At 66.5% G+C, this 24004-nt stretch carries 24 protein-coding genes and 2 pseudogenes; 15 read left to right on the forward strand and 11 right to left on the reverse strand.

Annotation, left to right across the window (positions count from 1 at the left end; translation table 11 throughout):
- From AB4061_RS20980 to AB4061_RS20990, 3 genes are read right to left on the reverse strand one after another with little or no spacing between them, the layout of a single operon-like run.
- Nucleotides 1-1005 carry an amidohydrolase family protein gene (locus tag AB4061_RS20980; RefSeq protein WP_441637113.1) on the reverse strand — a complete coding sequence of 335 codons (1005 nt, stop codon included), beginning with the start codon at nucleotides 1003-1005 and terminating at the stop codon, nucleotides 1-3.
- A 5-nt stretch (nucleotides 1006-1010) separates the two neighbouring features.
- On the reverse strand, nucleotides 1011-1412 hold the full coding sequence (locus AB4061_RS20985) for a RidA family protein (RefSeq protein WP_441637115.1): 402 nt from the start codon (nucleotides 1410-1412) through the stop codon (nucleotides 1011-1013).
- Nucleotides 1413-1425: 13 nt separating this feature from the next.
- A complete protein-coding gene (locus AB4061_RS20990) occupies nucleotides 1426-2151 on the reverse strand; it encodes a GntR family transcriptional regulator (protein ID WP_441637117.1) in 726 nt (241 codons plus the stop codon).
- Nucleotides 2152-2582: 431 nt separating this feature from the next.
- Here AB4061_RS20990 and AB4061_RS20995 point away from each other — a divergent pair, with 431 nt between their 5' ends.
- From AB4061_RS20995 to AB4061_RS21060, 14 genes are all read left to right on the forward strand, one after another.
- Nucleotides 2583-4748: an acetate--CoA ligase family protein gene (locus AB4061_RS20995; RefSeq protein WP_441637119.1), complete on the forward strand. Its 2166-nt coding sequence runs from the start codon at nucleotides 2583-2585 to the stop codon at nucleotides 4746-4748.
- Nucleotides 4749-4790: 42 nt separating this feature from the next.
- Entirely contained in the window at nucleotides 4791-5978 is a 1188-nt protein-coding gene (locus AB4061_RS21000) for an acyl-CoA dehydrogenase family protein (protein ID WP_441637121.1), read from the forward strand.
- Between the two features lie 17 nt (nucleotides 5979-5995).
- The gene (locus AB4061_RS21005) at nucleotides 5996-7123 is read left to right on the forward strand and encodes an acyl-CoA dehydrogenase family protein (RefSeq protein ID WP_441637122.1); all 1128 of its coding nucleotides are present in this window, start codon (nucleotides 5996-5998) and stop codon (nucleotides 7121-7123) included.
- A gap of 138 nt (nucleotides 7124-7261) precedes the next feature.
- A complete protein-coding gene (locus tag AB4061_RS21010) occupies nucleotides 7262-8248 on the forward strand; it encodes a Bug family tripartite tricarboxylate transporter substrate binding protein (protein WP_441637124.1) in 987 nt (328 codons plus the stop codon).
- A 43-nt stretch (nucleotides 8249-8291) separates the two neighbouring features.
- Entirely contained in the window at nucleotides 8292-9455 is a 1164-nt protein-coding gene (locus AB4061_RS21015; protein WP_441637125.1) for a thiolase domain-containing protein, read from the forward strand.
- A 5-nt stretch (nucleotides 9456-9460) separates the two neighbouring features.
- Nucleotides 9461-9904 (forward strand): Zn-ribbon domain-containing OB-fold protein, encoded by a 444-nt coding sequence (locus AB4061_RS21020; RefSeq protein WP_441637127.1) that lies wholly within the window; start codon nucleotides 9461-9463, stop codon nucleotides 9902-9904.
- A gap of 18 nt (nucleotides 9905-9922) precedes the next feature.
- Nucleotides 9923-11149: a CaiB/BaiF CoA transferase family protein gene (locus AB4061_RS21025; RefSeq protein ID WP_441637129.1), complete on the forward strand. Its 1227-nt coding sequence runs from the start codon at nucleotides 9923-9925 to the stop codon at nucleotides 11147-11149.
- Nucleotides 11150-11165: 16 nt separating this feature from the next.
- Nucleotides 11166-12164 (forward strand): protocatechuate 3,4-dioxygenase, encoded by a 999-nt coding sequence (locus AB4061_RS21030; protein ID WP_441637131.1) that lies wholly within the window; start codon nucleotides 11166-11168, stop codon nucleotides 12162-12164.
- A 28-nt stretch (nucleotides 12165-12192) separates the two neighbouring features.
- Nucleotides 12193-12855 (forward strand): RraA family protein, encoded by a 663-nt coding sequence (locus AB4061_RS21035; protein WP_441637133.1) that lies wholly within the window; start codon nucleotides 12193-12195, stop codon nucleotides 12853-12855.
- Nucleotides 12856-12860: 5 nt separating this feature from the next.
- Entirely contained in the window at nucleotides 12861-13523 is a 663-nt protein-coding gene (locus AB4061_RS21040; RefSeq protein WP_441637135.1) for an RraA family protein, read from the forward strand.
- A gap of 2 nt (nucleotides 13524-13525) precedes the next feature.
- Nucleotides 13526-14188, forward strand: a complete 663-nt coding sequence (locus tag AB4061_RS21045; RefSeq protein WP_441637137.1) for a 4-carboxy-4-hydroxy-2-oxoadipate aldolase/oxaloacetate decarboxylase — start codon at nucleotides 13526-13528, stop codon at nucleotides 14186-14188.
- Nucleotides 14189-14203: 15 nt separating this feature from the next.
- Nucleotides 14204-14974: an enoyl-CoA hydratase/isomerase family protein gene (locus AB4061_RS21050; RefSeq protein ID WP_441637139.1), complete on the forward strand. Its 771-nt coding sequence runs from the start codon at nucleotides 14204-14206 to the stop codon at nucleotides 14972-14974.
- A gap of 15 nt (nucleotides 14975-14989) precedes the next feature.
- On the forward strand, nucleotides 14990-15412 hold the full coding sequence (locus AB4061_RS21055; protein WP_441637141.1) for a PaaI family thioesterase: 423 nt from the start codon (nucleotides 14990-14992) through the stop codon (nucleotides 15410-15412).
- 184 nt (nucleotides 15413-15596) lie between these two features.
- Nucleotides 15597-16460, forward strand: coding sequence for a fumarylacetoacetate hydrolase family protein (locus AB4061_RS21060; protein WP_441637143.1), 864 nt, complete (start codon nucleotides 15597-15599; stop codon nucleotides 16458-16460).
- A gap of 267 nt (nucleotides 16461-16727) precedes the next feature.
- On the opposite strand, the pseudogene AB4061_RS21065 reads toward AB4061_RS21060, so the two are convergent.
- Nucleotides 16728-17081, reverse strand: a pseudogene (locus tag AB4061_RS21065) (flavin reductase family protein); the annotation flags it as partial.
- On the opposite strand from AB4061_RS21065, the pseudogene AB4061_RS21070 reads away from it, so the two are divergent.
- Nucleotides 16993-17193 (forward strand): annotated as a pseudogene (locus AB4061_RS21070) (hypothetical protein); the annotation flags it as partial. The pseudogenes AB4061_RS21065 and AB4061_RS21070 sit on opposite strands and share 89 nt — an antisense overlap.
- 90 nt (nucleotides 17194-17283) lie before the next feature.
- Here the strand turns inward: AB4061_RS21070 and AB4061_RS21075 are convergent.
- From AB4061_RS21075 to AB4061_RS21105, 7 genes are all read right to left on the reverse strand, one after another.
- Nucleotides 17284-17757: a response regulator transcription factor gene (locus tag AB4061_RS21075; RefSeq protein ID WP_441637145.1), complete on the reverse strand. Its 474-nt coding sequence runs from the start codon at nucleotides 17755-17757 to the stop codon at nucleotides 17284-17286.
- A gap of 144 nt (nucleotides 17758-17901) precedes the next feature.
- Entirely contained in the window at nucleotides 17902-18771 is an 870-nt protein-coding gene (locus AB4061_RS21080; RefSeq protein ID WP_441637147.1) for an alpha/beta fold hydrolase, read from the reverse strand.
- 29 nt (nucleotides 18772-18800) lie between these two features.
- A complete protein-coding gene (gene mhpT / locus AB4061_RS21085; RefSeq protein ID WP_441637149.1) occupies nucleotides 18801-20084 on the reverse strand; it encodes a 3-(3-hydroxy-phenyl)propionate transporter MhpT in 1284 nt (427 codons plus the stop codon).
- A 118-nt stretch (nucleotides 20085-20202) separates the two neighbouring features.
- Nucleotides 20203-21237: a 4-hydroxy-2-oxovalerate aldolase gene (gene dmpG / locus AB4061_RS21090; RefSeq protein ID WP_441637151.1), complete on the reverse strand. Its 1035-nt coding sequence runs from the start codon at nucleotides 21235-21237 to the stop codon at nucleotides 20203-20205.
- 2 nt (nucleotides 21238-21239) lie between these two features.
- Nucleotides 21240-22214, reverse strand: coding sequence for an acetaldehyde dehydrogenase (acetylating) (locus tag AB4061_RS21095; RefSeq protein WP_441637153.1), 975 nt, complete (start codon nucleotides 22212-22214; stop codon nucleotides 21240-21242).
- Between the two features lie 24 nt (nucleotides 22215-22238).
- Nucleotides 22239-23024 carry a 2-keto-4-pentenoate hydratase gene (mhpD, locus tag AB4061_RS21100; RefSeq protein ID WP_441637155.1) on the reverse strand — a complete coding sequence of 262 codons (786 nt, stop codon included), beginning with the start codon at nucleotides 23022-23024 and terminating at the stop codon, nucleotides 22239-22241.
- 20 nt (nucleotides 23025-23044) lie between these two features.
- A complete protein-coding gene (locus tag AB4061_RS21105) occupies nucleotides 23045-24004 on the reverse strand; it encodes a 3-carboxyethylcatechol 2,3-dioxygenase (RefSeq protein WP_441637157.1) in 960 nt (319 codons plus the stop codon).

The raw sequence follows: 24004 nt of genomic DNA on the forward strand, positions 1-24004 counted from the left end.
TCAGCACTCCTCGTCGGTGCGGAAGGCGCGGGTGTACAGGCGCCTGCAGTTGCATTCGAAGATGTTCTTGCGCTGCGCATCGGTCAGCCACGAGATTCCTTCGATGACAGGCTTCATGTCGTCGTAGTCACGGTCGGTCAGCGGGTCGCGCGCGCTGCCGGTGCCCGGTTTCTCGGTGCCGAACAGAACGTTGTCGGTGCCGGCCACCTTCAGCAGCAGGTCAATGGCCTCGGTGGAGTAGTTGCAGGTATCGAAGTACAGCTTGCGCAGCTGCTCATCGAACGTGACGGTATCGCCCTTGCGCACCGACCAAGAGCGGAAACGGCCCATCTGGTAGGGAATGGCGCCGCCGCCATGCGCCACCACGATCTTCAGGTTCGGGAAGTCCTGGAACACCCTGGAGTTCAGCAGCGAAATGACCGCAATGCTCTCCTCGTTGATGAACTTGAGCGTGTACGACTCGCGCGCGCTGCAGCTGCCGGCGGAGTGGATCAGGCCGGGCACGTCGAGGCGCGTCATGGCCTCGTAGAGCGGATACCAGAACGGGTCGCCGAGCCCGGGCGGCGTGGGGCCTTCGCTTTCGGTGGGATCCGGATTGATCAGGCAGCCGACGAAACCCAGTTCGTTCACGCAATGCTCGAGCTCGGGCACCGCGCGCTCGGCCGGGGATTCCAGCATGTGCTGCGGCAGTCCGGCCACGCCGCGGAAGCGATCCGGGAACATGGCCACGAAGCGGGCGATGATGTCGTTGCAGTGGCGGGACCACAGGTCGGTCACGCGGCCCGGCTTGACCGAATGCATCTGCAGGTAAGGCCGCGGCGAGATGAACTGCACATTGGTGCCGACGGTATCCATGCTGCGCACCAGCTCTTCGGCCACTTTGCGCACCGATGCGTCTGGAATTTTCGGCGTAGTCGAGGGATTGGCGCGTCCGCCAATGAGTTCCGCCATGAAGCGGAAGCTCTCGGGGGGCATGACGACGTGGGCGTGGGAATCAATGATCATGGTTTTCAGCCTTGGGTTGCGCCGGCCAGTACGGCCAGGCATTCGAGTTGCAGGAGCATGCTGTGCTGCAGGTCATACACGACGATGTGCCGCGCGGGCCGGTCTTCCGGATCGGGGAAGCAGTTCAGCCACTCGGCATTGACGGCGTCGCGCACGCTGTTGTCCTTCACGTAGATGGTCAGTTTCACCACGTCCGCCAGCGTGCCGCCGCCTGCTGCCAGCACGCTGGCCAGGTTTCGGAATGCATGAAAGGCCTGTGTCGCGGCCCCGGGCGGCAGCTCGCCGGTGGTCAGATCCTTGCCCGCGATAGCGGAGGAACAGAGGACATTGCCAAGGCGCGCGCCGGTGGGGATGGGAGCGTTGTGTGCAAGGCCGGGCACATCGATCGAACGGGGTGGTCTGGTCATGGGATGCCTGGGATCAAAGGGTGGCGGTGTGGCCGCCGTCGAAGAAATGGGCCGGCACAGTCGCCAGGAATTCGGCGAAACCGGTGGTGCCTGCGGGCACGTGCAAGGCCATGGCGGCGGCGGCCCGCTGCTCGTTGCCGGTGCGAATGGCTTGGGCGATGCACTGGTGGTCTTCCAGTGATTTGGCAACCTGCTGGCCGGTGGCGAAGTCGCGCATCCGGTAGCGCTGCAGGCGCCGCCGCGCCGCGCGGATATGGCTGGCCAGGTAGTCGTTGCGGCAACCCCGGTAGATGGCTTCGTGAAAGGCCTCGTTTGCGGCTGCGTAGCCTTCTGGAACCGGGGCCGCCGCTATCCGGCGGCATAGCGACAGGCCTGATTCGAGCGCGGCATACAGCGCTTCGTCGCCGCGGCGCGCCGCCAGCCTTGCGGCTAACGACTCCAGTTCACCCACGTATTCCAGCATCGCCCGTACCTTGCCGACGGACAGGCGCGCCACCGTCGCACCTTGTCGCGGGGCCATGTCTACCAGTGAGTGCGCCGCCAGTTGCTGTAGGGCTTCCCGTACGGGTGTGCGCGAAACGCTAAAGCGCTGCGCTAGTTCCCGTTCGTCCAGCGGCCAGCCCGGACACAGGATGGCAGCCTCGATCTCAGCCTCCAGCGTGGCGCGGATGTCTTCCGCCCGGCTGTGGCGCCCGGTGGGCCGAAGCAGGTGCATCAGGGCAAGGGGAGTCTGTTGCATACGAATTGGCTGCTGCCGTTTGGCTTCATGTTGCACAAAAATATACAACAAAATGTTCGTGGTATGCAAAGAGGTTGATTGATGTTTCGACTGAGGACGTCGAAATTCCTGGCGACACTTTCTTCTATGCTGGGAAAGGGCGACCGCGTGTCAGCGGAGGAAAAACTGCCAGGGCTCCCCGCGATCCCATGCCAGTATTGGGTTTCGGCTGCATGGCCGTGACAAAGTCATGTGGCTGGAGCGCGCTTGCAAGAGAGCTGGGCACGCCACAAATGCGGTGCGTCCCCCTGAAGTCAGCAGCCTTATCCCTAGGGAAACCACCTACGACTGATGAACAAATTGCTGTTTGTGGTGTATTGAAACTATGCTTCTGGTATGCCAGAATTCGATCAACACGGGGCGCCTTCCTCTTTTACCGGACAACTTACCCAATGAAGACTTCTGACTTTCCCGGCGAGCAGGCCGATAAGACCGCCGAAGCTGCGGTAGCCGCAGTGACCAGCGTCCTGCGGCCGGCCTCTATCGCCATCGTCGGTGCGTCGGCGGATGCCCGCTCGTTCGGCGGATTTGTGCTGGCAAACCTCGAACGCTTCGGTTACGCCGGCGCTGTTCACCTGGTCAGCCGCAGTAGCACGGAAATCAATGGCCGAGCCTGCGTGAAGGCGGTGGGCGAGCTGCCCGCAGGTATCGACCTGGCCGTGCTGGCGATCCCCGAGGCCGGCGTGCTGGATGCCGTACGAACCCTGGCTGCGCGGGGCACAAAGGCTGCAGTGTTGTTCGCCTCCGGGTACGCCGAGACCGGCGAGGCTGGCCGCGAGCGGCAGGAACGGCTGGCCGCCGTGGCGCGCGACGGCGGTATGGCGCTGCTTGGCCCGAACTGCATGGGCTTCACGAATTTCGCGGCCAACGTGCCGGTGACCTTTGAGGCCGTGCAGCCATACCCGTGCGGCGACCGCCCGGGAATTGGCGTGGTGGCGCAAAGCGGTGCGATGGCCGCCAACATGCGCGATGCCTTCGTGGGCCGGGGCCTGCCGCTGACCGCGGTGGTATCCACGGGCAATGAGGCGTCGCTCGGCGTCGAGGACTTCGTTGCCCATTACATCGATGACCCGCAAACCTGCGTGCTGGCCGTGTACGCCGAACAGGTGCGCCGTCCGAAGATCTTCCTTGCGCTGGCGCGCAGGGCGCGCGAGGCCGGCAAGCCCATCGTGATGCTGATGCCCGGGCGCAGCGAGCGTGCCCGCGAGGCCGCTCAGTCGCACACCGGCGCCTTGGCCGGCGACCACGCCACCGCTTGCGTGGCGCTGACGCGCGAGGCGGTGGTGCTAGTCGATACGCCAGACGAGCTCGTTGACGCAGCAGCAATCCTGCTCCGTTTTCCGGTGCCGCCAGCTGGTGGCCCGGCTTTTATGACCGGTTCCGGCGCAATGAAGAACGTCGCGCTGGATTTCTGTGACGGGCTGGGCCTGGACCTTCCGCCGCTCGGCGAGGAGACAACCGCGCGCCTTGCCGCTATGTTGCCGGACTACGCGGTGGCCGAGAACCCTCTGGACTACACCACCATTGGCGTGCGCCAGCCGGGGCTGGTCGGTGAGGTCCTGCTGACCATGCTCTCTGATGCGGCAGTGGGCAGCATCGTGCTGAGCATCCCGGCCGGCCCGGAAGTGGCCCAGCGTGACAAGGCGGAGCATATCGTTCCCGCACTGGCCCGTGCGGGCAAGCCGGCGGTCCTGGTAGTCACCGGCGACAGCGGTCCAATCGAGCCCTTCTTTGTCGACGCCATCCGCGCCAGTGGCGTGCCGTTCTTCCGCTCGCCCGACCGAGCGCTGCGCGCGCTCGCCAGGGTGTCGGCTTACGGCGAGGCGCTGCAGCGTGCCAGCCGTGCCAGCCAGTCCGTTCCCGCCGCCGTACCGTTGCCGGGCGCGATCCCACCTTCGGGCGTGTTCGCGGAATACCAGGGCAAGGCGTGGCTGGCTGCTGCGGGCCTGACCGTGCCCGAGGGCGCGCTCGCTACCGGCGTTGACGAAGCGGTCGCCATCGCCACGCGCATTGGCTATCCGGTCGTCATCAAGGCACAGGCCAGCGAACTGCCGCATAAGAGCGATGTGGGCGGCGTGATTGTCGGACTGGCTGACGAAGCCGCGCTGCGCGCCGGCTGGGGCCGGCTGCAGCAGAACATCACAACGCATCGCCCCGGCCTGGTGCTAGACGGCGTGCTGGTGGAGGCGATGGGGCAGCGCGGTCTGGAGCTGGTGGTCGGCGCCCGGCGCGATGCGGGCTGGGGTCCGGTGGTGCTGGTCGGCCTGGGTGGCGTGTGGATCGAGGCGCTGAAGGATGTTCGCCTGGTGCCGGCCGACCTCTGCGAGGCCGACGTGATGCAGGAATTGGGGCGCCTGAAGGCCGCCTCGCTGCTGCGCGGTGTCCGCGGCGAGGCCGCCGTCGACGAGGCAGCCATTGCCCGGGCGGTAAGGCTGATCGGCGAGCAGATGCGCGCCAACCCGGCGATTGCTGAAATCGACATCAACCCGCTGGTGGCCTATCCCGACCGCGTGCTGGCGCTGGACGCGCTGGTGGTCTGCAGCCCGCAAGCCCGGTGAATCACGGCCCATCTACGCGAATCAAATACACAGCCTATACATATGAAGCTGACATTTTCTCCCTCCGACGAAGCGTTCCGCCAGGAGGTGCGCGCCTTCGTCATGGCGAACCTGCCCACGGACGTCCGGCGCAAGGTTGAGTTCGGCCTGCGCCTGGAGCACGCTGACTACGTGACCTGGTTCCGCATCCTGGAGGCTCGCGGCTGGCTGACGCCGGGCTGGCCTGTCGAATACGGCGGTCCGGGCTGGAACCATGTGCAGCGGTACATCTTCGACGAGGAAACCATGCTGGGCGGGGCGCCGCGCATCATCGCCAGCGGCATCCAGATGCTGGGGCCGGTGCTGATCGCCTTTGGCACACCTGAGCAGAAAGCGAAGTACCTGCCTGACATCCGCCAGAGCAAGACCTGGTGGGCGCAGGGCTTTTCCGAGCCGGGCGCCGGTTCCGATCTGGCCGCAGTACGGACCACGGCCGTGCTGGAGCCGGATGGCAGGCACTTCGTGGTCAACGGCCACAAGGTGTGGACCTCGTACGCGCACTGGTGCTCGATGATGTTCGCGCTGGTGCGCACCGACCCGAACGCGGCCAAGCCACAGGAAGGCATTTCGTTCCTGCTGATCGACATGAATAGCCCCGGCGTGCAGGTGCGGCCCATCCGCATGCTGGAGGGCGGCACGGATCTTAACGAGTGCTACCTCGACAACGTGCGGGTGCCGGTGGAGAACCTGGTGGGCGAGTTGAACCACGGCTGGTCCTACGGCAAATACCTGCTTGGTCATGAGCGCACCGGCATCGCCGGCATTGGCTCTTGCAAGCAGCAATTGCGGCGTGCCCGCGCGCTGGCAGCGAGCCAGGGGCTGGACCAGGATCCGGTGTTGCAGTCGCGTCTGGCCCAGTTCGAGATCGAGCTGATGGCGCTGGAGTTTACAGCGCTGCGCATGCTCAGCGACAACCAGCAGAGCCGGGTGCCAGCGGTGGAGGCGTCCATGCTCAAGGTGCGCGGCACCGAGTTGCGCCAGGCCATCTACGAACTGCTGGTGGAAGTAGCCGGCCCGCACGCGGTGCCGTTTGAGGAAGCGGCGCTGCGCGGCGAACTGGACGACACCGCCAGCCCGGCCGAATTATCGGCGCTGGCGGCCAACTACCTCGATGCCCGCAAGCTGTCGATTTACGGCGGCGTGAATGAAGTGCAGCGCAACCTGATCAGCAAGGCCTTTCTGGCTGCCTGACACACCGTACCGAGACCATGGATTTCTCTCTGAACGACGAACATATTGCGCTGCGCGACGCGGTGCGCCGTTTCTGCGACGGCGAGTACCCCGAGCATCGCCGTGGCAATGTCGAAACTGCCGATGAGGCCGAGGCACGCTGGGCCACCATGGCCGACCTCGGCCTGCTCGGACTGCCGCTCGCGGCGGACGTGGGCGGCGGCGAGCAAGGGCCGGCCGAAATGATGTTGGTAGCCCAGGAACTTGGCCGGGCGCTGGGCGGCGGGGCTTGGCTGTCCAGCACGGTGCTGGCCGGGCAACTGCTTGATGCAGCGGGCACGCCCGCGCAGCGCCGGCAATGGCTGCCGGCGCTGGCGGCGGGGCAGGCGCGGCTGGCGCTGGCCATCGGCGAGGCGGACGCCCGCTATGACCTGTCGCATGTCAGCACGCTGGCCCAGCCGGACGGCCAGGGATGGATGCTCGAAGGCGCCAAGACGCTTGTGCTCGACGGTGCACAGGCCGACGCCTTCATCGTGGCCGCGCGTACCGCGGGCGAGGTCAACGACGAAGCGGGCGTGACGCTCTTTCTCGTCGAGGCCGCCACGCCCGGCCTAGGCATACGCGAATTCCGCACGCTTGATGGCCGCAGCGCCGCGCACCTGACGCTGCACCAGCTGCGCCTGGGCGCCGACGCGGTCGTGGGAGAGACTTGCGACGCGCTGCCGTGGATACAGGCAGCTGCCGACCGTGCCAGCGCCGTGCTGTGCGCGGAGGCGACCGGTGCGCTGGAAGCGCTGCTCGACCTGACCGCGGAGCACCTAAAAAACCGCAAGCAGTTCGGTACGCCGCTGGCCAAGTTCCAGGTGCTCCAGCACCACGTGGCCGACATGCTGATCGCGCTCGAACAATGCAAGTCCATGGCCTGCGTGGCAGCCATGGCGGTGGCCGATGGTGACCCCGCGCAGCGCCGCCGGCTGGTGTCCGCCGCCAAGGTTGTGATCGGGCAGGCGGGGCGGCAGGTCGGACAGTGGGCCATCCAGTTGCACGGCGCCATGGGTATGACGGACGAATGCAGGGTGGGGCATTACGCCAAGCGCCTGATGGTCATCAACCAATTGTTTGGCGACGCCGCGCATCACCTGGGCAGTTTTGCCCGGCAGCCCTAGCACGCATTCCAGATCGGTCTGGCCGCTCTGCCCCCTCCGACCGCAGGCGAGAGAGGGGAGAAGGCGGTCGTCCATCTTGAACACTCCTTCCTATCGCGCCTTGCCCGTTCAGACAAGAAACACACAGGAGACAAAGACATGGCCCTCATCCACACCATCCGGTCCGCATGCGGCGCACTCGCCCTCGGGCTGGCATTCGCATGCGGTGCCCACGCGCAGGAAAAGCCGCCGATCAAGTTCCTGGTCGGCTTCCCCCCAGGCGGCTCGACTGACACCGTCGCGCGCGTGCTGGCAGACAAGCTGCAGGGCATGCTCGGCCAGCCGGTGATTGTCGATAACAGGCCCGGCGCCGGGGGYCGGGTGGCCACCGGGATGTTGAAGAACAGCGCCCCGGACGGCCTGACCTACATGGTGGCGCCAAATGCCACCACGGTCTTTCCCACGCTGCTGTATCCGCCCGCGACGCTCAAGTACGACCTGCTGTCCGACCTGGCGCCGGTGGCGGTGGTGATCTCCTACCCGCTGGCCCTTGTGGTCAGCAGCCAGACGGGCGTCAATGACGTGAAGGGCTTCGTGGCTTGGGCGAAGGCGCATCCGGGCAAGGCAATGTTCGGCACCGCGGGCCTGGGAGGGCAGACGCACTTCACTGGCCTGCAGTTCGGCAAGGCAATCGGCGTACCGATGAGTGTCGTGCCCTACAAGGGCAACGGCCCGCTCGTGACTGACCTGCTAGGCGGGCAGCTGGCTTCGGCCGTGATGACCGCCGGTGATATCGCGCCGCATGCCAAGGGCGGCAAGGTCCGCATCGTCGGCGTGTTCGGCGCAGCGCGCTCGCCGTTGCTCCCCGGTGTGCCCACGGTGACCGAGCAGGGCGTGGCGGTCGACGGCAGTGACGCCTGGGCAGGCATCTGGGCGCCCGCGCACACGCCGAAGGCGGAGCTAGAGCGCATGCAGGCCGCACTGAGCAAGGTGCTCGCCATGCCAGATGTCCGCACCATACTGCAGACCAGGGCAACGCTGAATCCCGACTTCCGGCCGGCAGCCGAGCTCGACCGCCTGCAGCGTAATGAACTGGCCTATTGGGGCCCGATCATCAAGGCCAGCGGCTTCACGCCCGACCAATGAAGCCCTCGCATCCCGCAAGCTTCCCTAGCTCTCGTATTCCATCATGACCCTGAACGGATCCGCCTACATTGTGGGAGCCTATGAGCATCCCACCCGCAAAGCCGACGACCTGTCGGTGATGCGCCTGCACGCCGACGTCGCCCGCGGCGCGCTGGCCGACGCCGGCCTGACCGCAGCCGATATCGACGGCTACTTCTGCGCGGGCGACGCGCCAGGCCTGGGAACCACCACTGTGGTCGAATACCTCGGGTTGAAGCCGCGCCACGTGGATTCCACCGAATGCGGGGGCTCCGCGCCGATCCTGCACGTCGCCCACGCGGCCGAGGCCATTGCCGCCGGGCGCTGCAATATCGCGCTGATCACGCTGGCCGGCCGTCCCCGCGCGGCCGGCGCCTCGCTCGCGCTGAGGGCACCGGATCCGGATGCGCCCGAGGTGGCCTTCGAACTGCCGTTCGGCCCCGCCACGCAGAACCTCTACGGTCTGGTGGCCAAACGCCATATGTACGAGTTCGGCACCACCAGCGAGCAGCTCGCGTGGATCAAGGTGGCGGCTTCCCATCATGCCCAGCACAATCCGCACGCCATGCTGCGCAATGTGGTGACGGTGGAAGACGTGGTCAGCTCGCCGATGGTGGCCGACCCGCTGCACCGCCTCGACTGCTGCGTCATGAGCGACGGTGGCGGCGCGCTGATCGTGACGCGCCCCGAGATCGCCCGGCAGCTCAAGCGGCCACTGGTGAAGGTGCGCGGCACCGGCGAGGCGCCCAAGCACGGCATGGGCGGCAACATCGACCTGACATGGTCGGCCGCCGCATGGTCGGGCCCGGCCGCGTTTGCCGAAGCCGGTATCACGCCTGCCGACATCAAGTACGCATCGCTGTACGACAGCTTCACCATCACTGTGCTGATGCAGCTCGAGGACCTGGGCTTCTGCAAGAAGGGCGAGGGCGGCAAATTCGTCGCCGACGGCGGCCTGATCTCCGGCGTGGGGCGCCTGCCGTTCAACACCGATGGCGGCGGCCTGTGCAACAACCATCCGGCCAACCGCGGCGGCGTCACTAAGGTAATCGAGGCGGTGCGCCAGCTGCGCGGCGAGGCGCATCCCGCGGTGCAGGTCCCCAACTGCGACCTGGCACTGGCCAGCGGCATTGGCGGCGCACTGGCTTCGCGCCACACCGCAGCCACGCTGATTCTTGAAAGGGAATGAACACCATGAGCACACCCGCCACTCCTGCCACCCCTGCTAACCCGGCCGCCAAGGCGCCGCCAGCCGGTCCGCGCAAGATTCCCGCGCCGCGCACGCTGCCGGAAAGCCAGGCGTTCTGGGAGGCTGCGGATGCCGGCCGCCTGGTGCTGAAAGCGTGCCTGGACTGCCACGCGCCGCACTACTACCCGCGCGACATCTGCCCGCACTGCCAGTCCGACCGCACCGAATGGCGCGACGCCGGCGGCTTCGGCACGGTCTACTCGTTCAGCACCATGGGCAAGGGCGAGGCCGCCTGGACGCTCGCCTACGTCCGGCTGGACGAAGGCGTGACGATGATGACCAACCTGGTGGACTGCGACCCGCGCGAGATCGAGATCGGCCAGCGCGTGAAGGTCGTGTTCAAGCCGAGCGACGGCGGTTACGCCGTGCCGATGTTCACCCCGGCATAAGGACCTGAGGCAACGACTATGGCTGATACCCGACACAACGTACACGGCACGGGCGAGCGCAAAGGCCCGCTGTCCCGCTTCACCATCCTCGACGCCTCGCGCGTGCGCGCCGGCCCCACCGCGGTGCGGCTGTTCGCCGACTTGGGCGCGCGCGTGATCAAGCTGGAGATCCCGCCGGGCGCGCCGGGCGGCGACGACATGATCGGCGGACGCGACCACAACCGTGCCGACTACGAGAACCTGCACCGCAACAAGGAAAGCCTCACGCTCAACATGAAGACCCCGGGGGGCGTGAAGATCCTGCATGAGCTGGTCAGCCGCGCCGATGTCTTCATCGAGAACTACCGTCCTGACGTGAAGCACCGCCTTGGCATCGGCCCGGACGCGCTGCGCGCGATCAACCCGCGGCTGGTCTACGCGAGTATTTCCGGCTTCGGTCAGGACGGTCCCTACGCGGGCTGGCCCGGCTTCGATTCCATTGCGCAGGGCATGGGCGGGCTGATGAGCGTGACCGGCAAGCCGGGCGAAGGCCCGATGCGCGTCGGCATTCCGCTTGCGGACCTGTGCGCGGGCCACTTCTGCGCGATGGGCATCCTCACGGCACTACTGGAGCGTGAGGCATCGGGCGAAGGGCAGTGGGTGCAGACCTCGCTGCTGGAAGCGCAGATCGCCATGCTCGACTTCCAGGCCGCGCAGTGGCTGGTGGACCGCAAGATCCCCGAACAGACCGGCAATGAACATCCGCTGACCGTGCCCACGGGCGTGTTCGCCACCAGCGACGGCTACCTGAATATCGCCGCGATCGGCCAGACCATGTGGAAGCGCCTGTGCGAGGCGCTGGAAGTGCCGCACCTCGTCGACGAACCCGGCCTGGGTTCCGATCCGGAACGCGTGCGCAACCGCGACAAGGTCAATGCAGCGATCGAAGCCGCGCTGCGCACGCGCACCACCGCCGAATGGACCGAGCGGCTACTGAAGGCCGGCGTGCCGTGCGGCCCTATCCACCGCGTGGATCAGGTGTTTGCCGACCCGCAGGTGAAGCACCTTGGCGTGGCCTGGCCGATGCAGCACGCCGAACTTGGCGACGTCGCGCTCGTCGGGCAGCCGATGCGCCTGTCGCGCTATCCGCGCAACCTGCCGCCGCAACCAGCACCGCATCAGGGCGCCAATACCGACGACATCCTGCGCGAACTCGGCTACAGCGCAGCCCAGGTCGACGAACTGCGCGCCGCCTACATCGTTTGAACGCAAGGACACTTCCATGGCAAGACTCGTCGCCGCTTTCGGCTCCTCCCACAGCATCATGCTGGTGTGCCAGCGTGAAGACTGGCAGCACGGCTTCCGCCAGGTCGACCCGAAGAACCCGCACTACTTCGACCGGGCCGGCAACCCGACCACCTATGAGGCGCTGCTTGCGGTCGCCCCGGCCGATGCCGAGACGATGGTGACGCCCGAACGCATGGGCGAGCGCTACGACCAGGCCGAAGCCGCCATGGACGAGCTGCGCGAGCGCATCCGCGCGGCCCGGCTCGACGTGCTGCTCGTGGTCGGGGACGACCAGACCGAGCTGTTCCGCACCACCAACAACCCGGCCTTCGCGATCTACTACGGCGACACCATCCGCAATGCGAAGCGCGAAGAGAGCCAGTCGGACAGCTGGTACAAGAAGGCCCGCATGGCACGCCAGGAGCCCGACGTCGACCGTGACTACCCTGTCGACGCCGACATGGGCCGCTGGATGATCCGTGAGCTGTGCGACCGTGACTTCGACATCGCCGCCATGGACGGGCTCGAGCGCGGCCAGTTCGAAGGCCATGCATTCTCGTTTATCCACCGCCGCTACCTGCAGGGGCTGGACCTGCCAGTGGTGCCGGTCATCGTCAACACCTTCGACCCGCCCAACCAGCCCACGCCGCGCCGCTGCATCCAGCTTGGCGCCGCGCTGCGCGAGTTGATTGCCGCCTATCCCGAAGAGCTGCGCGTGGGCGTGCTGGCCTCGGGCGGGCTGAGCCACTTCGTGGTGGATGCCGAGCTCGACAACGCGATCATCGACGCCATCCGCCGGAAGGACACCGGCTTTCTCGCATCGCTGGACCCGCGCCAGCTCCAGGCGGGCAGCTCCGAGATCCGCAACTGGCTGATCGCCGTGGAGACCGTGCGCGACCTCGACCTTGAATGGGTGTCCTATGTCCCGGGTTACCGCACGCCTGCGCTGACCGGCACCGGCCTGTGCTTCGCGGCCTGGCACACCCTGGATTGAACCACTGAACAGAGCCATACCAACGACCATGAGTGAAATCGAATCCAATGTACAACGCCTGCGCCGGCTCGACTGCTGCGCGGTGTCAGACGCGCTCGACAAGCTGCAGCTGCCGGGCACCGTGACGGGCCTGCCGCAGCGCTCCGGCGCCGGGCGCATTGCCGGCCGCGCCATTACCGTCAAGCTCGGCACCGGCGCACCGCCGCCCGGACCGACGCGCCATCTCGGCTGCACGGCGATCGAGCAGGCCGGGCCGAACAACATCATCGTCGTCGAGCAGCGTACCGGCGTAGAGGCGGGAAGCTGGGGCGGGCTACTGTCGCTCGGGGCCAAGGTGCGTGGCATCGCTGGCGTCGTGGCGGACGGCCCGGTGCGCGATATCGACGAAGCCCTCGACTTCGATTTCCCTGTGTTCAGCCGCGCGCTGACCGCGCTTACCGCCCGCAGCCGCGTGGTCGAGCAAGGTACCAATGTCGCGGTGCAGATCGGCAACGTGACGGTGGAAGAGGGCGACTACGTGGTCGCGGACCGCAGCGCCGTGATCTTCATCGCCGCGCGCGACATCGCGCGCGTACTGGAGACTGCCGAAGCCATCGTGCGCAAGGAATCCGTGATGGCGAAAGCCATCCTGGGCGGCACGCCCATCGGGGAAGTCATGGGCGGCAACTATGAACACATGCTGAAGGGTTGAGAGACATGAGCGAACAACAGGACATCAACGTCGCGCGCGCCGCGAAGCTGGACACGGCCACGCTGAGCGACGCGCTGGACAAGCACGGCATCGCGGGTCAGTGCTACCGCATCAAGGCCCGAGGCGAGGGCTTCGCCACGGCTGGCCGCGCCTACACGCTGCTGTACGGCCCTGCATCGAACCCGCCCGGCACCGTGGGCGACTACATTGACGACGTGCCGCCGGGCAGCATCCTTGTGCTCGACAACGGTGGCCGCGACAACGCAACGGTGTGGGGCGACATCCTCACGGAGATCGCGCACCGTCGCGGCATTGCCGGCACCGTGATCGACGGCGTGTGCCGTGACGTCGCGCTGTGCCGCCAGCTCGGCTACCCGGTGTTCAGCAAGGACCACTGGATGCGCACGGGCAAGGACCGCGTGCAGGTGGAAGCCACCAACGTGGTCGTCAATATCGGCGATGCGCGCGTGCAGCCTGGGGACATCCTGCGCGGTGACGCCGACGGCGTTGTGGTCATCCCGCGCGAGCACGAAACCGCTGTGCTCGACACCGCCGAGCAGATCGAGCACGCGGAGAACGCCATCCGCGAAGCCGCGCGTGGCGGCATGCGCCTGGACGAGGCGCGCCGCCAGTTCCGCTACCACCAGCTGCAGACCAAGGGAGCCTGACCATGGCGGAACACGACGCAACCAGCACCACGATCCGCGAATTCGAGCGCGTCAGCGCCGAGATCGTCAACGACGCGCGCGCATTGCCCACCGCCACGCTGCATGAAGCGGGCGGAAAGATCGGCGTAGTGTCGCCCGCTATCAAGCCCATCGCACCGGAGTTCTGCGTCTGCGGCCCGGCACTGACTGTCCATTCGCCTGGCGGCGACAACCTGTGGCTGCACCGCGCGCTGGATATCGCCCAACCCGGCGACGTGCTGGTGGTGCACGTGAGCGGCGCCTACGAGCACGGCTACTGGGGCGAGATCATGACCACTGCGGCAAAAGTGAAGAAGCTTGGCGGGCTGGTCATCGACGGTTGCGTGCGCGATGGCGTGCTGCTGGAGGAAATCGGCTTCCCGGTGTTCGCGCGCGGCCTGTGCATCCGCGGTACCGGCAAGGACTATGGCGCAATCGGCTGGCTCAATGCGCCGGTGCTGATCGGCGGAGCCCGCGTGGAAGCGGGCGACCTGGTCGTGGGCGACTGCGACGGCGTGGTGGTGGTGCCGCGCGCCCGCGCCGGGGAGGTCGTGGACAAGGCCCGGGACCGCGAGGCCACCGAAGCCGCCATTCTTAAGCGGGTGGAGGCGGGCGAGACCACGATGCGGATTTACGGCTTTCACTGAGCGGAGCCAGATACCATGACCGAGACCCCGCAAGGACAGCCGCCAGAACTCGCGGTCGACGGGCACGTCGCCGTCATCACGCTGCGCCGGCCCGACGTGGCCAACCGCCTCGAGCCCGAAGACCTCGACCTGCTGCGTGAGTACCTGGAGACGGTGAACGGTGACACCCGGGTGCGCGTGCTGCGTATCGAAGGGCAGGGCCGGCACTTCTGCAGCGGTTTCAATATCGGCCGCCTCGGCGGGGCCGATGTCGGTGCCCGCTTCGAGGCACTGGCCAATGCGCTGGAACAGGCGCGGCCAGTCACCATTGCCATACTGCACGGCGGCGTGTACGGCGGCGCCACCGACCTGGCGCTGGCGTGCGACTTCCGGCTCGGCGCCGCCGGCGCCGAGATGTCCGTCCCAGCCGCGCGCCTGGGCCTGCTGTTCTACCGCGGCGGCCTGGAGCGCTATGTCAGGCGGTTGGGCCTGGCCACGGCCAAGCGCATCCTGCTGATGGCCGACAAATTCGATGCGTCCGCGATGCTGGCCTGCGGGTACCTGGATCGGCTGGAGGACAGCCAGCAGGCACTGCAGGCGCTTGCGGCACAGGCGAGCGAGAGCCTGGCCGGCATGGCACCGCTGGCGCTGCTTGGCATGAAGAAACACCTGAACCGCATCGCGCGTGGCGAGCTCGATACCGCTGAGCTGACACAAGACATCGCTGTGGCCGATGCTTCCGAGGACCTGCGCGAAGGCGCACTAGCCTGGCGGGAAAAGCGCGCGCCGCGCTTTGCCGGCCGTTGATTTGGGATGCATACGATGAGCGACGTCAACTATTTCACGCGCATGCAGCGCGGGCAGGCACCCGCCCCGGCTGTCGCCGGACTGCTTGGCGGCGTAGTACGCGCTGCCGACCTGGAGGCGGGCACGCTGGAATCCGACTACCTTGCCACCGGCACATTCCTCAATCCGGCCGGCCAGGTGCAGGGCGGCATGCTGGGCGCCATGCTGGACGACGTGACCGCGATGCTGGTCACCGCGACGCTGGCCGATGGCGAGTTCTGCGCCACGCTGAGCCTAAATCTCTCCTTCCTGAGACCGGCGCAGGCCGGGCCGCTGCAAGGGCGGGCGCGCCTGGAGCGGCGCGGCCGAAATGTCTGCAACGTGGTCGGGGAACTGCGCCAGGACGGCCAAGTGGTGGCAACCGCGACGGCTATCTGTATGTTGGTCCGGCCGGCATGAGCGCGCATTGCGTCGAGGGGAAATGCGTTGCAGGCAGCGCGATCACGAATGACCGGCAGATTTCCTCCTCGCTCGCTTGCGGGAGAAGGCAGATAACAACAAGTTCGCCTTGATGACTCGTGCGGACGCATCTGCGGCCGGGCGGCGTATCGAGGCACAAACAGCCCGAATCAGGGAACACCCCATGCAATTCATCAGCTTCACCCACCAGGGCCGGAACAGCTTCGGCGCCATCGCCGGCGGCGGCGTGATCGACCTCGGCGCAAGGCTTGGGCTGACCGACTTGGGCCAGGCGCTGCGCCGGCGGCCCGTCGACGCACTGATCGACGAGGCCGGCAGGCATGCCGCCGACTTGCCGGCTGCCGAAACCCTCGACGCGTACCGGCCGGTGGTGGCCGACCCGGAGAAGATCCTCTGTGCCGGCCTCAACTATGCAGAGCACGTCCGCGAAACGCAAAAGGAACGCACCGAGCGCCCCACCATCTTCCTGCGCGTGGCTGAGTCGCAGGTTGGTCACGGCCAGCCGATCCTGCTGCCGCTAGAGTCAGCGCGGCTGGACTACGAGGGCGAGATCGCCGTGGTCATCGGCAAGCGTGGCCGCCGCATTCCCGAGGACCAGGCCTTCTCCTACATCGCCGGCTTCGCCTGCTACAACGACGGCAGCATCCGCGACTGGCAGACGCACACCTCGCAATGGGGGCCGGGCAAGAATTTCCAGCACACCGGGGGCTTCGGCCCGACATTGGTGACAAGCGACGAGATCGGTGAGAACGAGGTTCTCATGTTGGAAACCCGCCTCAACGGACAAGTCATGCAGCGTGCCACCACCGACATGCTGATCTTCGCCATCCCTGAGCTGGTCGCGTACTGTTCCAGCTTCGTCACGCTGTCTCCCGGCGACGTCATCGTCACCGGCACGCCCGGCGGGGTTGGCGCGCGGCGTCAGCCGCCTGTCTTCATGAAGGATGGTGACATGGTGGAAGTCGAGGTGAGCAAACTGGGCGTGCTGCGCAACCCGGTGCGATCCGAGATCCAGGAAGGATGCTGACACGTGCGTCCAGTTGTTTTGGAGCAGCCTTGGAGAGCATCGTGCTGAAAGCACTGCCCTCCAAACAGCAGGCGCAATGGGGACCGCCTGCTCGCCAGCTTTGCATCGGCGTGGGGAATCTCGGCCACTCTTGGCCGGAATGGGGGCCGGTGTACAGCTGGTGGCGCCGGCGCCGAGGACTTCACCGAGGTCATGGGCGAAGGTCACCATATAACGCCCGTCGCCGAAGGCCAGCGCCTGGCGGGGCGCACGGTGGAGTTTCTCGACCTGGCCGATGTACACCACGTGATCCCCGCCGGGATGGGCCACGATCTTGGTGCATTCCAAATGGGCGGCGCAATCGTCGATGATGGGCACGCCGCCCAGCCCGGCGTGGACCGCGACACTTTGGAACTTGTCGTCGGACGTTCGGGCAAATTGGTTGGAGATCTGGACCTGGTGGTCGACAAGGATATTGACCACGAAGCGCTCGCTGTCGCGAGACGCCGGGTAGCTGCTGGAGGTGAGCGACTGGCTCCAATGGATCTGCGGCGGATCGAGCGAGACGGAGTTGAAGGAATTGGCCGTGGAGGACATCGACCACACCCGTACGCGGGCCAGGTCGCCCCAGACCGACGGCATCGTCGAACGGCTGCAGCGAGAACATCAGGGGCGATGGTGTTACGGCAAAACGCCAATGCGCACCTTCCTCGACTCGCGGGAACTCGCCAAGGAGAAACTGATCCCGTATTGAGTGCAGCGCTCGCGCTCGACGGCGGTGTCAATTTAATGATCCTCAACACTACCCGACTGCGCTATTGCGATAAAACCAAGCATGATTGACTCATTTTAGCCAACGCCCGCGCTCGCCTGCGCACACCTTGCCTCTGAAAAGTGTCGACGGGTATTCTTTTACGGTGTATTCAGCCAGGCCGAGCTGCCGGGCAATGGCCTTGTTGGAATGGCCTTCCAGCAGAAGCGCCAGCACAGTGCCTTGGCGCGGGGTCAGCCCGAGGTCTGCCGGCGTAACCTGGATCATTTGCGTTGACCCTTGCAATTGAGCCTCTCGGGCCTTCGCCGTGACGTTGGGAGCCGCACGCTGAAGACCCGGATTCGCTGAGTATTCTCTCAGCCGCGCGAATAAATGTATGCGGTTGGGTACGCCGAGCCGCGTGAAGATTGCCGACACATCCCCCTTAGCGGCATTCTCCGTTATCCCCAAGCGCCTAGCGATATGCTTGTTACTTGCCCCGTCCAACAGCATTTCAAGGACTTCACCTTGACGTTCGCTCAGGCCGTGTTCTTCGTTCACGTTCATATCACCTCGGTCAAGCCTGCCAACGAACGGGTACACATACTGCGTGGCATATGCATTCCCGAGCGTGAAGGTAGCCGTGGCCAGTGTGCATGGAAAGTTCGTCTAACCATGAAATGGCGCGGCAGCCCCAACTGTTGGTACCAGTTAATTGGCAAGAAAGTCGACTACCATCCGGTTGAACGCATCGGCGTGCTCCCACTGTGCCCAGTGGCCGCAGCGGTTGAAGATGTGCATCTGCGCATTCGGAATGCCGGCGATCAGGCGCAGGCCGACGTCCATCGGCACGAAGCGATCCTCGCGCCCCCAGATGACCAGCGTGGGTGCGGTGATCTCGCCCAGGCGGGCGCCGTAGTCCGTGAACTGCTTTGGGTTGGCCTGCATGCTCTTGACGAAGTTCTCGAGGTGGTCGCGGCGGGCGAGCATGTTGTCGAGTCGGGCCTGCATCAGGTCGTCGGTCAGTGAACTGGGATCGTAGACGAACACGCTCATCATCCGCTTCAGGTTCTCGATGGTTGGCTCGCGATACAGGCCGTTCAGCAACTTGATCCCCTCGGTCGGCATCGGCACGAACTGGCTCGGGCCACCGGTCCCGCCGCCCATCAGGACCAGCTTGCCGACGCGCTGCGGATTGGCCAGCGCGAACGCCACGGCGCTGTGGCCACCCATCGAATTGCCGAGCAGGTGCACGCGCCCGATGTCGAGGGCGTCCAGCACGGCCTTCAGCACGCGGGCGTTCAGTTCCGAGCGCGACCCAGTGCTGACCACGGGATCGCTCTTGCTCCAGCCCGGGCAATCCACCAGCAGCACGCGGTAGCCGGCCGCCACCAGCGGTTCAATGTTGCGGTTGAAGTTGGCCCAGCCGCTGGCGCCTGGGCCGGATCCGTGCAGCATGACGACAGTCTCCGTGCCGGACCCGGTGTCGTTGTAGTGGATGCGGAACTCGGTGTCGCCGGCCCTGACGGTGACAAAGCGGCTGGTCGATTCTTCCGTGATGGATTGTGCAGTGGATTGCATGATGTGTTTCCTTGCTGAGGCAGATGGATTCAGGTCTTGGGCCGGACGCCGGGGAGGGCGGGGCCCGATTTCAGGGATGGGAAGCCGCCCACCAGCGTCAGGGCTGCGATCGCGGCCACGACGATGAGGGGAATGCTGGACGCGACGAGCATCGACGCGCTCTGGCCGATCGCGAAGAGCTGCCCGGCGACGAGGGGCCCGAGGATCGAGCCGAGCCGTCCCACGGCGACCGCCGCGCCGACCCCGGTCCCGCGCACCTCGGTGGGATACGCCTGGCCCGCCAGCGCATACAGCACCGATTGGCCGCCGACGAGAAACAGGCCGCAGAAGAATGCCCCGCACGCCATCGAGACGCTGCCGCGCGCGCCCGCCAGCGCTGCCAGCGCCACCCCGATCCCCACGTACATGGCGATGACCGTGAGTTGCCGGCTGAAGCGGTCCATGACCCCCGCGATGGCCACCGCGCCGATGCCGCCGCCGATGTTGAACATCATCATCGCCGCGCCGGCCTGTACGCGGCTCAGGCCGTTCGACAACACCATCGAGGGCAGCCAGTTCATCAGGAAATACAGGACGATGAGCGTGCCAAGATAGCTGGTCCAGAGGGCGATCGTGGCACGGGCGCGGCTGCCGCGCCAGAGGGCATCGACGAAGCCCGTATCGGCAGCACCGCCCGCTGCTGTCGTCGTGGCCCTCGCCTTCGCCTCGACGAACTGCGCCGATTCGCGCAGGCACAGGCCCAGCAGCGGCAGGGTCAGCAACGGGCCCAAGCCGCCGACGTAGAAGATGTGTCGCCAGCCCTCATCTCCCGGGCTGACGATACCGATGGCGGCCGCCAGCGCGGCGCCGAACGGCATCCCGCAGTACATGGCGCCCACGGCCGTGTTGTGGTGGCGGGGGGAGGCCGCCTCCGAGCACAGCGCGATCAGGTTCGGCATCGCCGCGCCCAGCCCGAGCCCGGTCAGTACGCGCGCGGCTAGCAGGGATTCGAAGTTCCAGACCAGTGTCGTCGCCAGCGAGAGCAACCCGAACAGTGCGACGGAGAGCATCAGCACGCGCTTGCGCCCGAGACGGTCGGCGAACCGTCCGCCCAACGCCGCGCCGGGCAGCAGGCCGATGGCACCGGCGCTGAACGCCCAGCCCATCTGTGCGACGGACAGCGAGAATTCCTTGGCGATGCGAGGCGCGGCCACGCCGGCGGATTGCAGGTCGAGCCCTTCGAGCAGGGCGATGGCCAGGCACAGGCCGATGGTGGTGAGGCTCCCGGTCGCGGCAGCCTTGCCGCTGCCGCCGGGGCGTATCGTCGTGTTCATGGGTAGTCTCCAGATGGGTCGATGCGGGACGCTCTTGGTGGCGATCGGCGGTGGCGTGTTCTCGCGGTCGTTAGTTGGTGGTGACGAGCGGCGTGCTCCGGGCGCGCCGCTCATCGGATCACTGTTGCGCTTCGAGCGCGCGCTTGCTGAGGTCCAGCGCGACGTCGACGATCATGTCTTCCTGGCCACCGACCATCCGGCGCTTGCCCAGTTCGACCAAGATGTCGACGGTCTTCAGCCCGTACTTCTTCGCCGCGACTTCCGAATGGCGCAGGAAGCTCGAGTAGACCCCCGCGTAGCCGAGCGCGAGCGTCTCGCGGTCCACGCGCACGGGGCGGTCCTGGAGCGGGCGCACGAGGTCATCGGCGGCGTCCATCAGGGTGTAGAGGTCGGTGCCGTGGTTCCAGCCCAGCCGCTCGGCAGCTGCGATGAAGACCTCGAGCGGCGCATTCCCCGCCCCCGCGCCCATGCCGGCCAGCGAAGCATCGACGCGGTCGCAGCCTTCCTCGACGGCGACGATGGAGTTGGCCACGCCGAGCGACAGGTTGTGGTGCGAATGCATGCCCGTCTGCGTCTCGGGATTCAGCACCCCTCTGAGCGCACGGAAGCGATCGCGTACGTCGGTCATCGTCAGCGCTCCGCCCGAGTCGACCACATAGATGCAGGTCGCGCCGTAGCTTTCCATCTTCTTCGCCTCAATGGCGAGGTTCGCCGGCGTGGTCATGTGGCTCATCATCAGGAACCCCACGGTGTCCATGCCAAGTTCACGCGCGTATTCGATGTGCTGCCTGGAAATGTCGGCCTCGGTGCAATGCGTGGCGACGCGGACCACGCGCGCGCCGGCGTCGTAGGCTGCCTTCAGGTCGTGCGTGGTGCCGATGCCCGGCAGCAGCAGTGTGGCGATTTTCGCGTGCTCCACCACGTCCGCCACGGCGGCAATCCATTCGAGGTCGCTGTGCGCGCCAAAGCCGTAGTTGAAGCTCGATCCTTGCAGGCCATCGCCATGCGCGACTTCGATGCTGTCGACCTTGGCGCCGTCCAGTGCGCGGGCGATGTCCTGCACGTTGCGGATGGAGTACTGGTGCCGTACCGCGTGGCTGCCGTCACGCAGCGTCACGTCAGAGATGTAGAGTTTCTTGCCGGGGGTGCTCATGGTCAGACTCCTTCAGTGATCGCTTCAGTGGACGCTTCGGTCGCCAGCAGCGATTGCGCCATCCGCTCGGCGGTGGCGAGGGCGGCGGAGGTCATGATGTCGAGATTGCCCGCGTAGGCAGGCAGGTAATGGGCGGCGCCCTCGACTTCGAGGAACACCGAGGTTTTCATTCCGCTGAAGCGGCCCAGGCCGGGGATGTTCAGCGGCGCGCTGGCCGGGATCTCATCGAACTGCACGGTCTGCTTGAGACGATAGCCAGGCACGTAGGCATGCACGGCGCGGACCATGTCGGCGATCGAGGCTTCGATCGTCTCGCGGTCGGCCACGTCGGACAGGGTATAGACAGTGTCGCGCATCATCACCGGCGGCTCGGCCGGATTGAGCACGATGATGGCCTTGCCTTTAGCCGCGCCGCCGACCACCTCGATGGCCTTCGACGTCGTCTCGGTGAACTCGTCGATATTGGCGCGCGTGCCCGGTCCGGCCGACTTGCTGCTGATCGAGGCAACGATCTCAGCATAGTGGACCTTTGCTACACGCGACACGGCCGCCACGATGGGAATCGTGGCCTGGCCGCCGCAGGTGACCATGTTGACGTTGCGCGCGTCCAGTTGGGCGTCGAGATTGACCACCGGCACACAGTATGGGCCGATGGCGGCGGGCGTCAGGTCGATCACGCGCAGGCCCGGCTTGCGCTGGCGTAGCAGTGCATCGTTCTTCACGTGCGCGCCCGCCGAGGTGGCGTCGAAGACGAAGTCGATCTCGTCGAACACCGGCAGGCGGCTAAGGCCATCGGCGCCTTCGTGTGTGGTGGCCACGCCCAGCCGGGCGGCCCGCGCCAGCCCGTCGGAGGCGGGATCGATGCCGACCATCGCCGCTATTTCCAGATGCTTGCTGTTGCGCAGGATCTTGATCATCAGGTCGGTGCCGATGTTGCCGGAGCCGATGATCGCTGCCTTGAGTTTTTTGGAAGCCAAGTGATTTTCCTTGTTATTCGCGTGTCATTCGGCGAACGTCGCGCGGACGCTGCCAAGCCCTTCGATTTCAGCGGTGAACGTCCCCTCCCGCGTGACCGGCACCATCGGGCCGAGCGCACCGGTTAGTACGATGTCGCCGGCGCGCAGCGGGGTGCCGAGCCGGACCATCCGGTCGGCCAGCCACACGGCCGCATTCAGCGGGTTGCCCAGGCAGGCGGCGCCGTTGCCGCGTGACAGCGCCTCGCCGTCCTGCGACAGCGTCATCGAGCAGGCGGTGAGATCAATGGCCGACAGCGATACCGGGCGGCTGCCCAGTACGAACAGGGCGCTGGAGGCGTTGTCGGCCACGGTGTCGACGAAGCGGATGTCCCAGTTCTGGATGCGGCTGTCGACCACTTCGATGGCGGCCAGTGCATAGGCCGTGGCGTACAGGATGTCGGCGAAGGTGTGCTGCTCGTGGGCCAGGTCGTGCTTCAGTACGAGGGCGATCTCCGCCTCCACCTTCGGCTGAAGCAGGCGCGACAGCGGCATCGGCTGGCTGTCGCCGTAGGCCATGCCGGCGAACAGCGCACCGAAATCAGGCTGGTCCACGCCGAGCTGCTTCTGCACGGCCACGGAGGTCAGGCCGATCTTGCGGCCGACGATACGTTCGCCATTCACCACGCGGGCGTCGATGTTGGCCTGCTGGATGGCGTAGGCGGTGGCGATATCGTCGATGGCGATATCGCCGCGGACCGGGGCGACGGTCTGGCGCGTCGCCTCGGCTTCACGCAGGCGCGCGGCGATGGCGTTGATGTTCTGGTCGGACATCTGGGTCTCCTTGATATCGGTCAGGCCGCCGGCGCAAGGGTGGCGCGCGGCACGGCATGCATGGTGGCGAAGCCCGCGATCCATTCCGGGATGGCGCGGTAGTAGTCGAGGGAGGCGCTGTAGGGGCCGGAGGCCGCCAGCGCGCCGAAGGCCGCGACCCAGGTGCGGATCTCGTGCGCCGACTTGCCGCCTTCGCGGGTGATGGCATCATTGGTCATGCCGTCGACGGCGGTCAGCTCGCCGGAGGCGAGATGGTTCAGGAAGGTGCGGTCCCATTCCGGGTTGAGCGGATGCAGGCGGCTGTCGCCGGCCGCGAACGCCTTGGCGGCGGCCAGGGTGCGTGCTTGCCGGGCGGCTCGCGATTCTGGCGACGGATTGCGCCCGGCGATCAGCCGCTCGGCGACTTCCTCCGTCGCGCCGATCAGTTCCGGCACTGGAGGTTCGTGCGAGATACCGCCGGAACCTACCACCAGTACCCGTTTGCCCGTCCGGGCCAGGAAGCGGCCGATCGCATCGCCCAGCAGGCGGGCGCGACGCAGGGTGGCCATCGGGGGCGCGACCGAATTGATGAAGACCGGGATGACCGGGTAGCGGTCGAGCCTGCCGGCCAGGGTTTCCAGCGCGTCGGCGAAGCCGTGGTCGACCTGCATCCGGTACGAGATCGACACGTCGATCTCCGCCGCGAGCACGCTTTCGGCGAGTGCCAGGGCGAGGTCGCCGGGCACGGGCAAGGTGCCGGCCATGCTGCGAAAGTCACCAATCGCCTGCGCGGCGGCGCCTATGCAGAACGGTGGCATCATGTCGTAGAAGAAGCCGTTGTAGTGATCGGGCGCGAAGAGGACGATCAACTCGGGATCGAAGGCGCGCACGCGCTCACGCGCCGCGGCCTGCACGCGCTCGACCTCGGCCACGACATCAGGCGCGGGATCGAAGTAGCCATGCAACGGCGTGTGCGACAGACACTCCAGGTGAATCGGCAT

It is taken from the genome of Cupriavidus sp. YAF13 (genome assembly GCF_052113425.1).
Lineage (GTDB): Bacteria > Pseudomonadota > Gammaproteobacteria > Burkholderiales > Burkholderiaceae > Cupriavidus.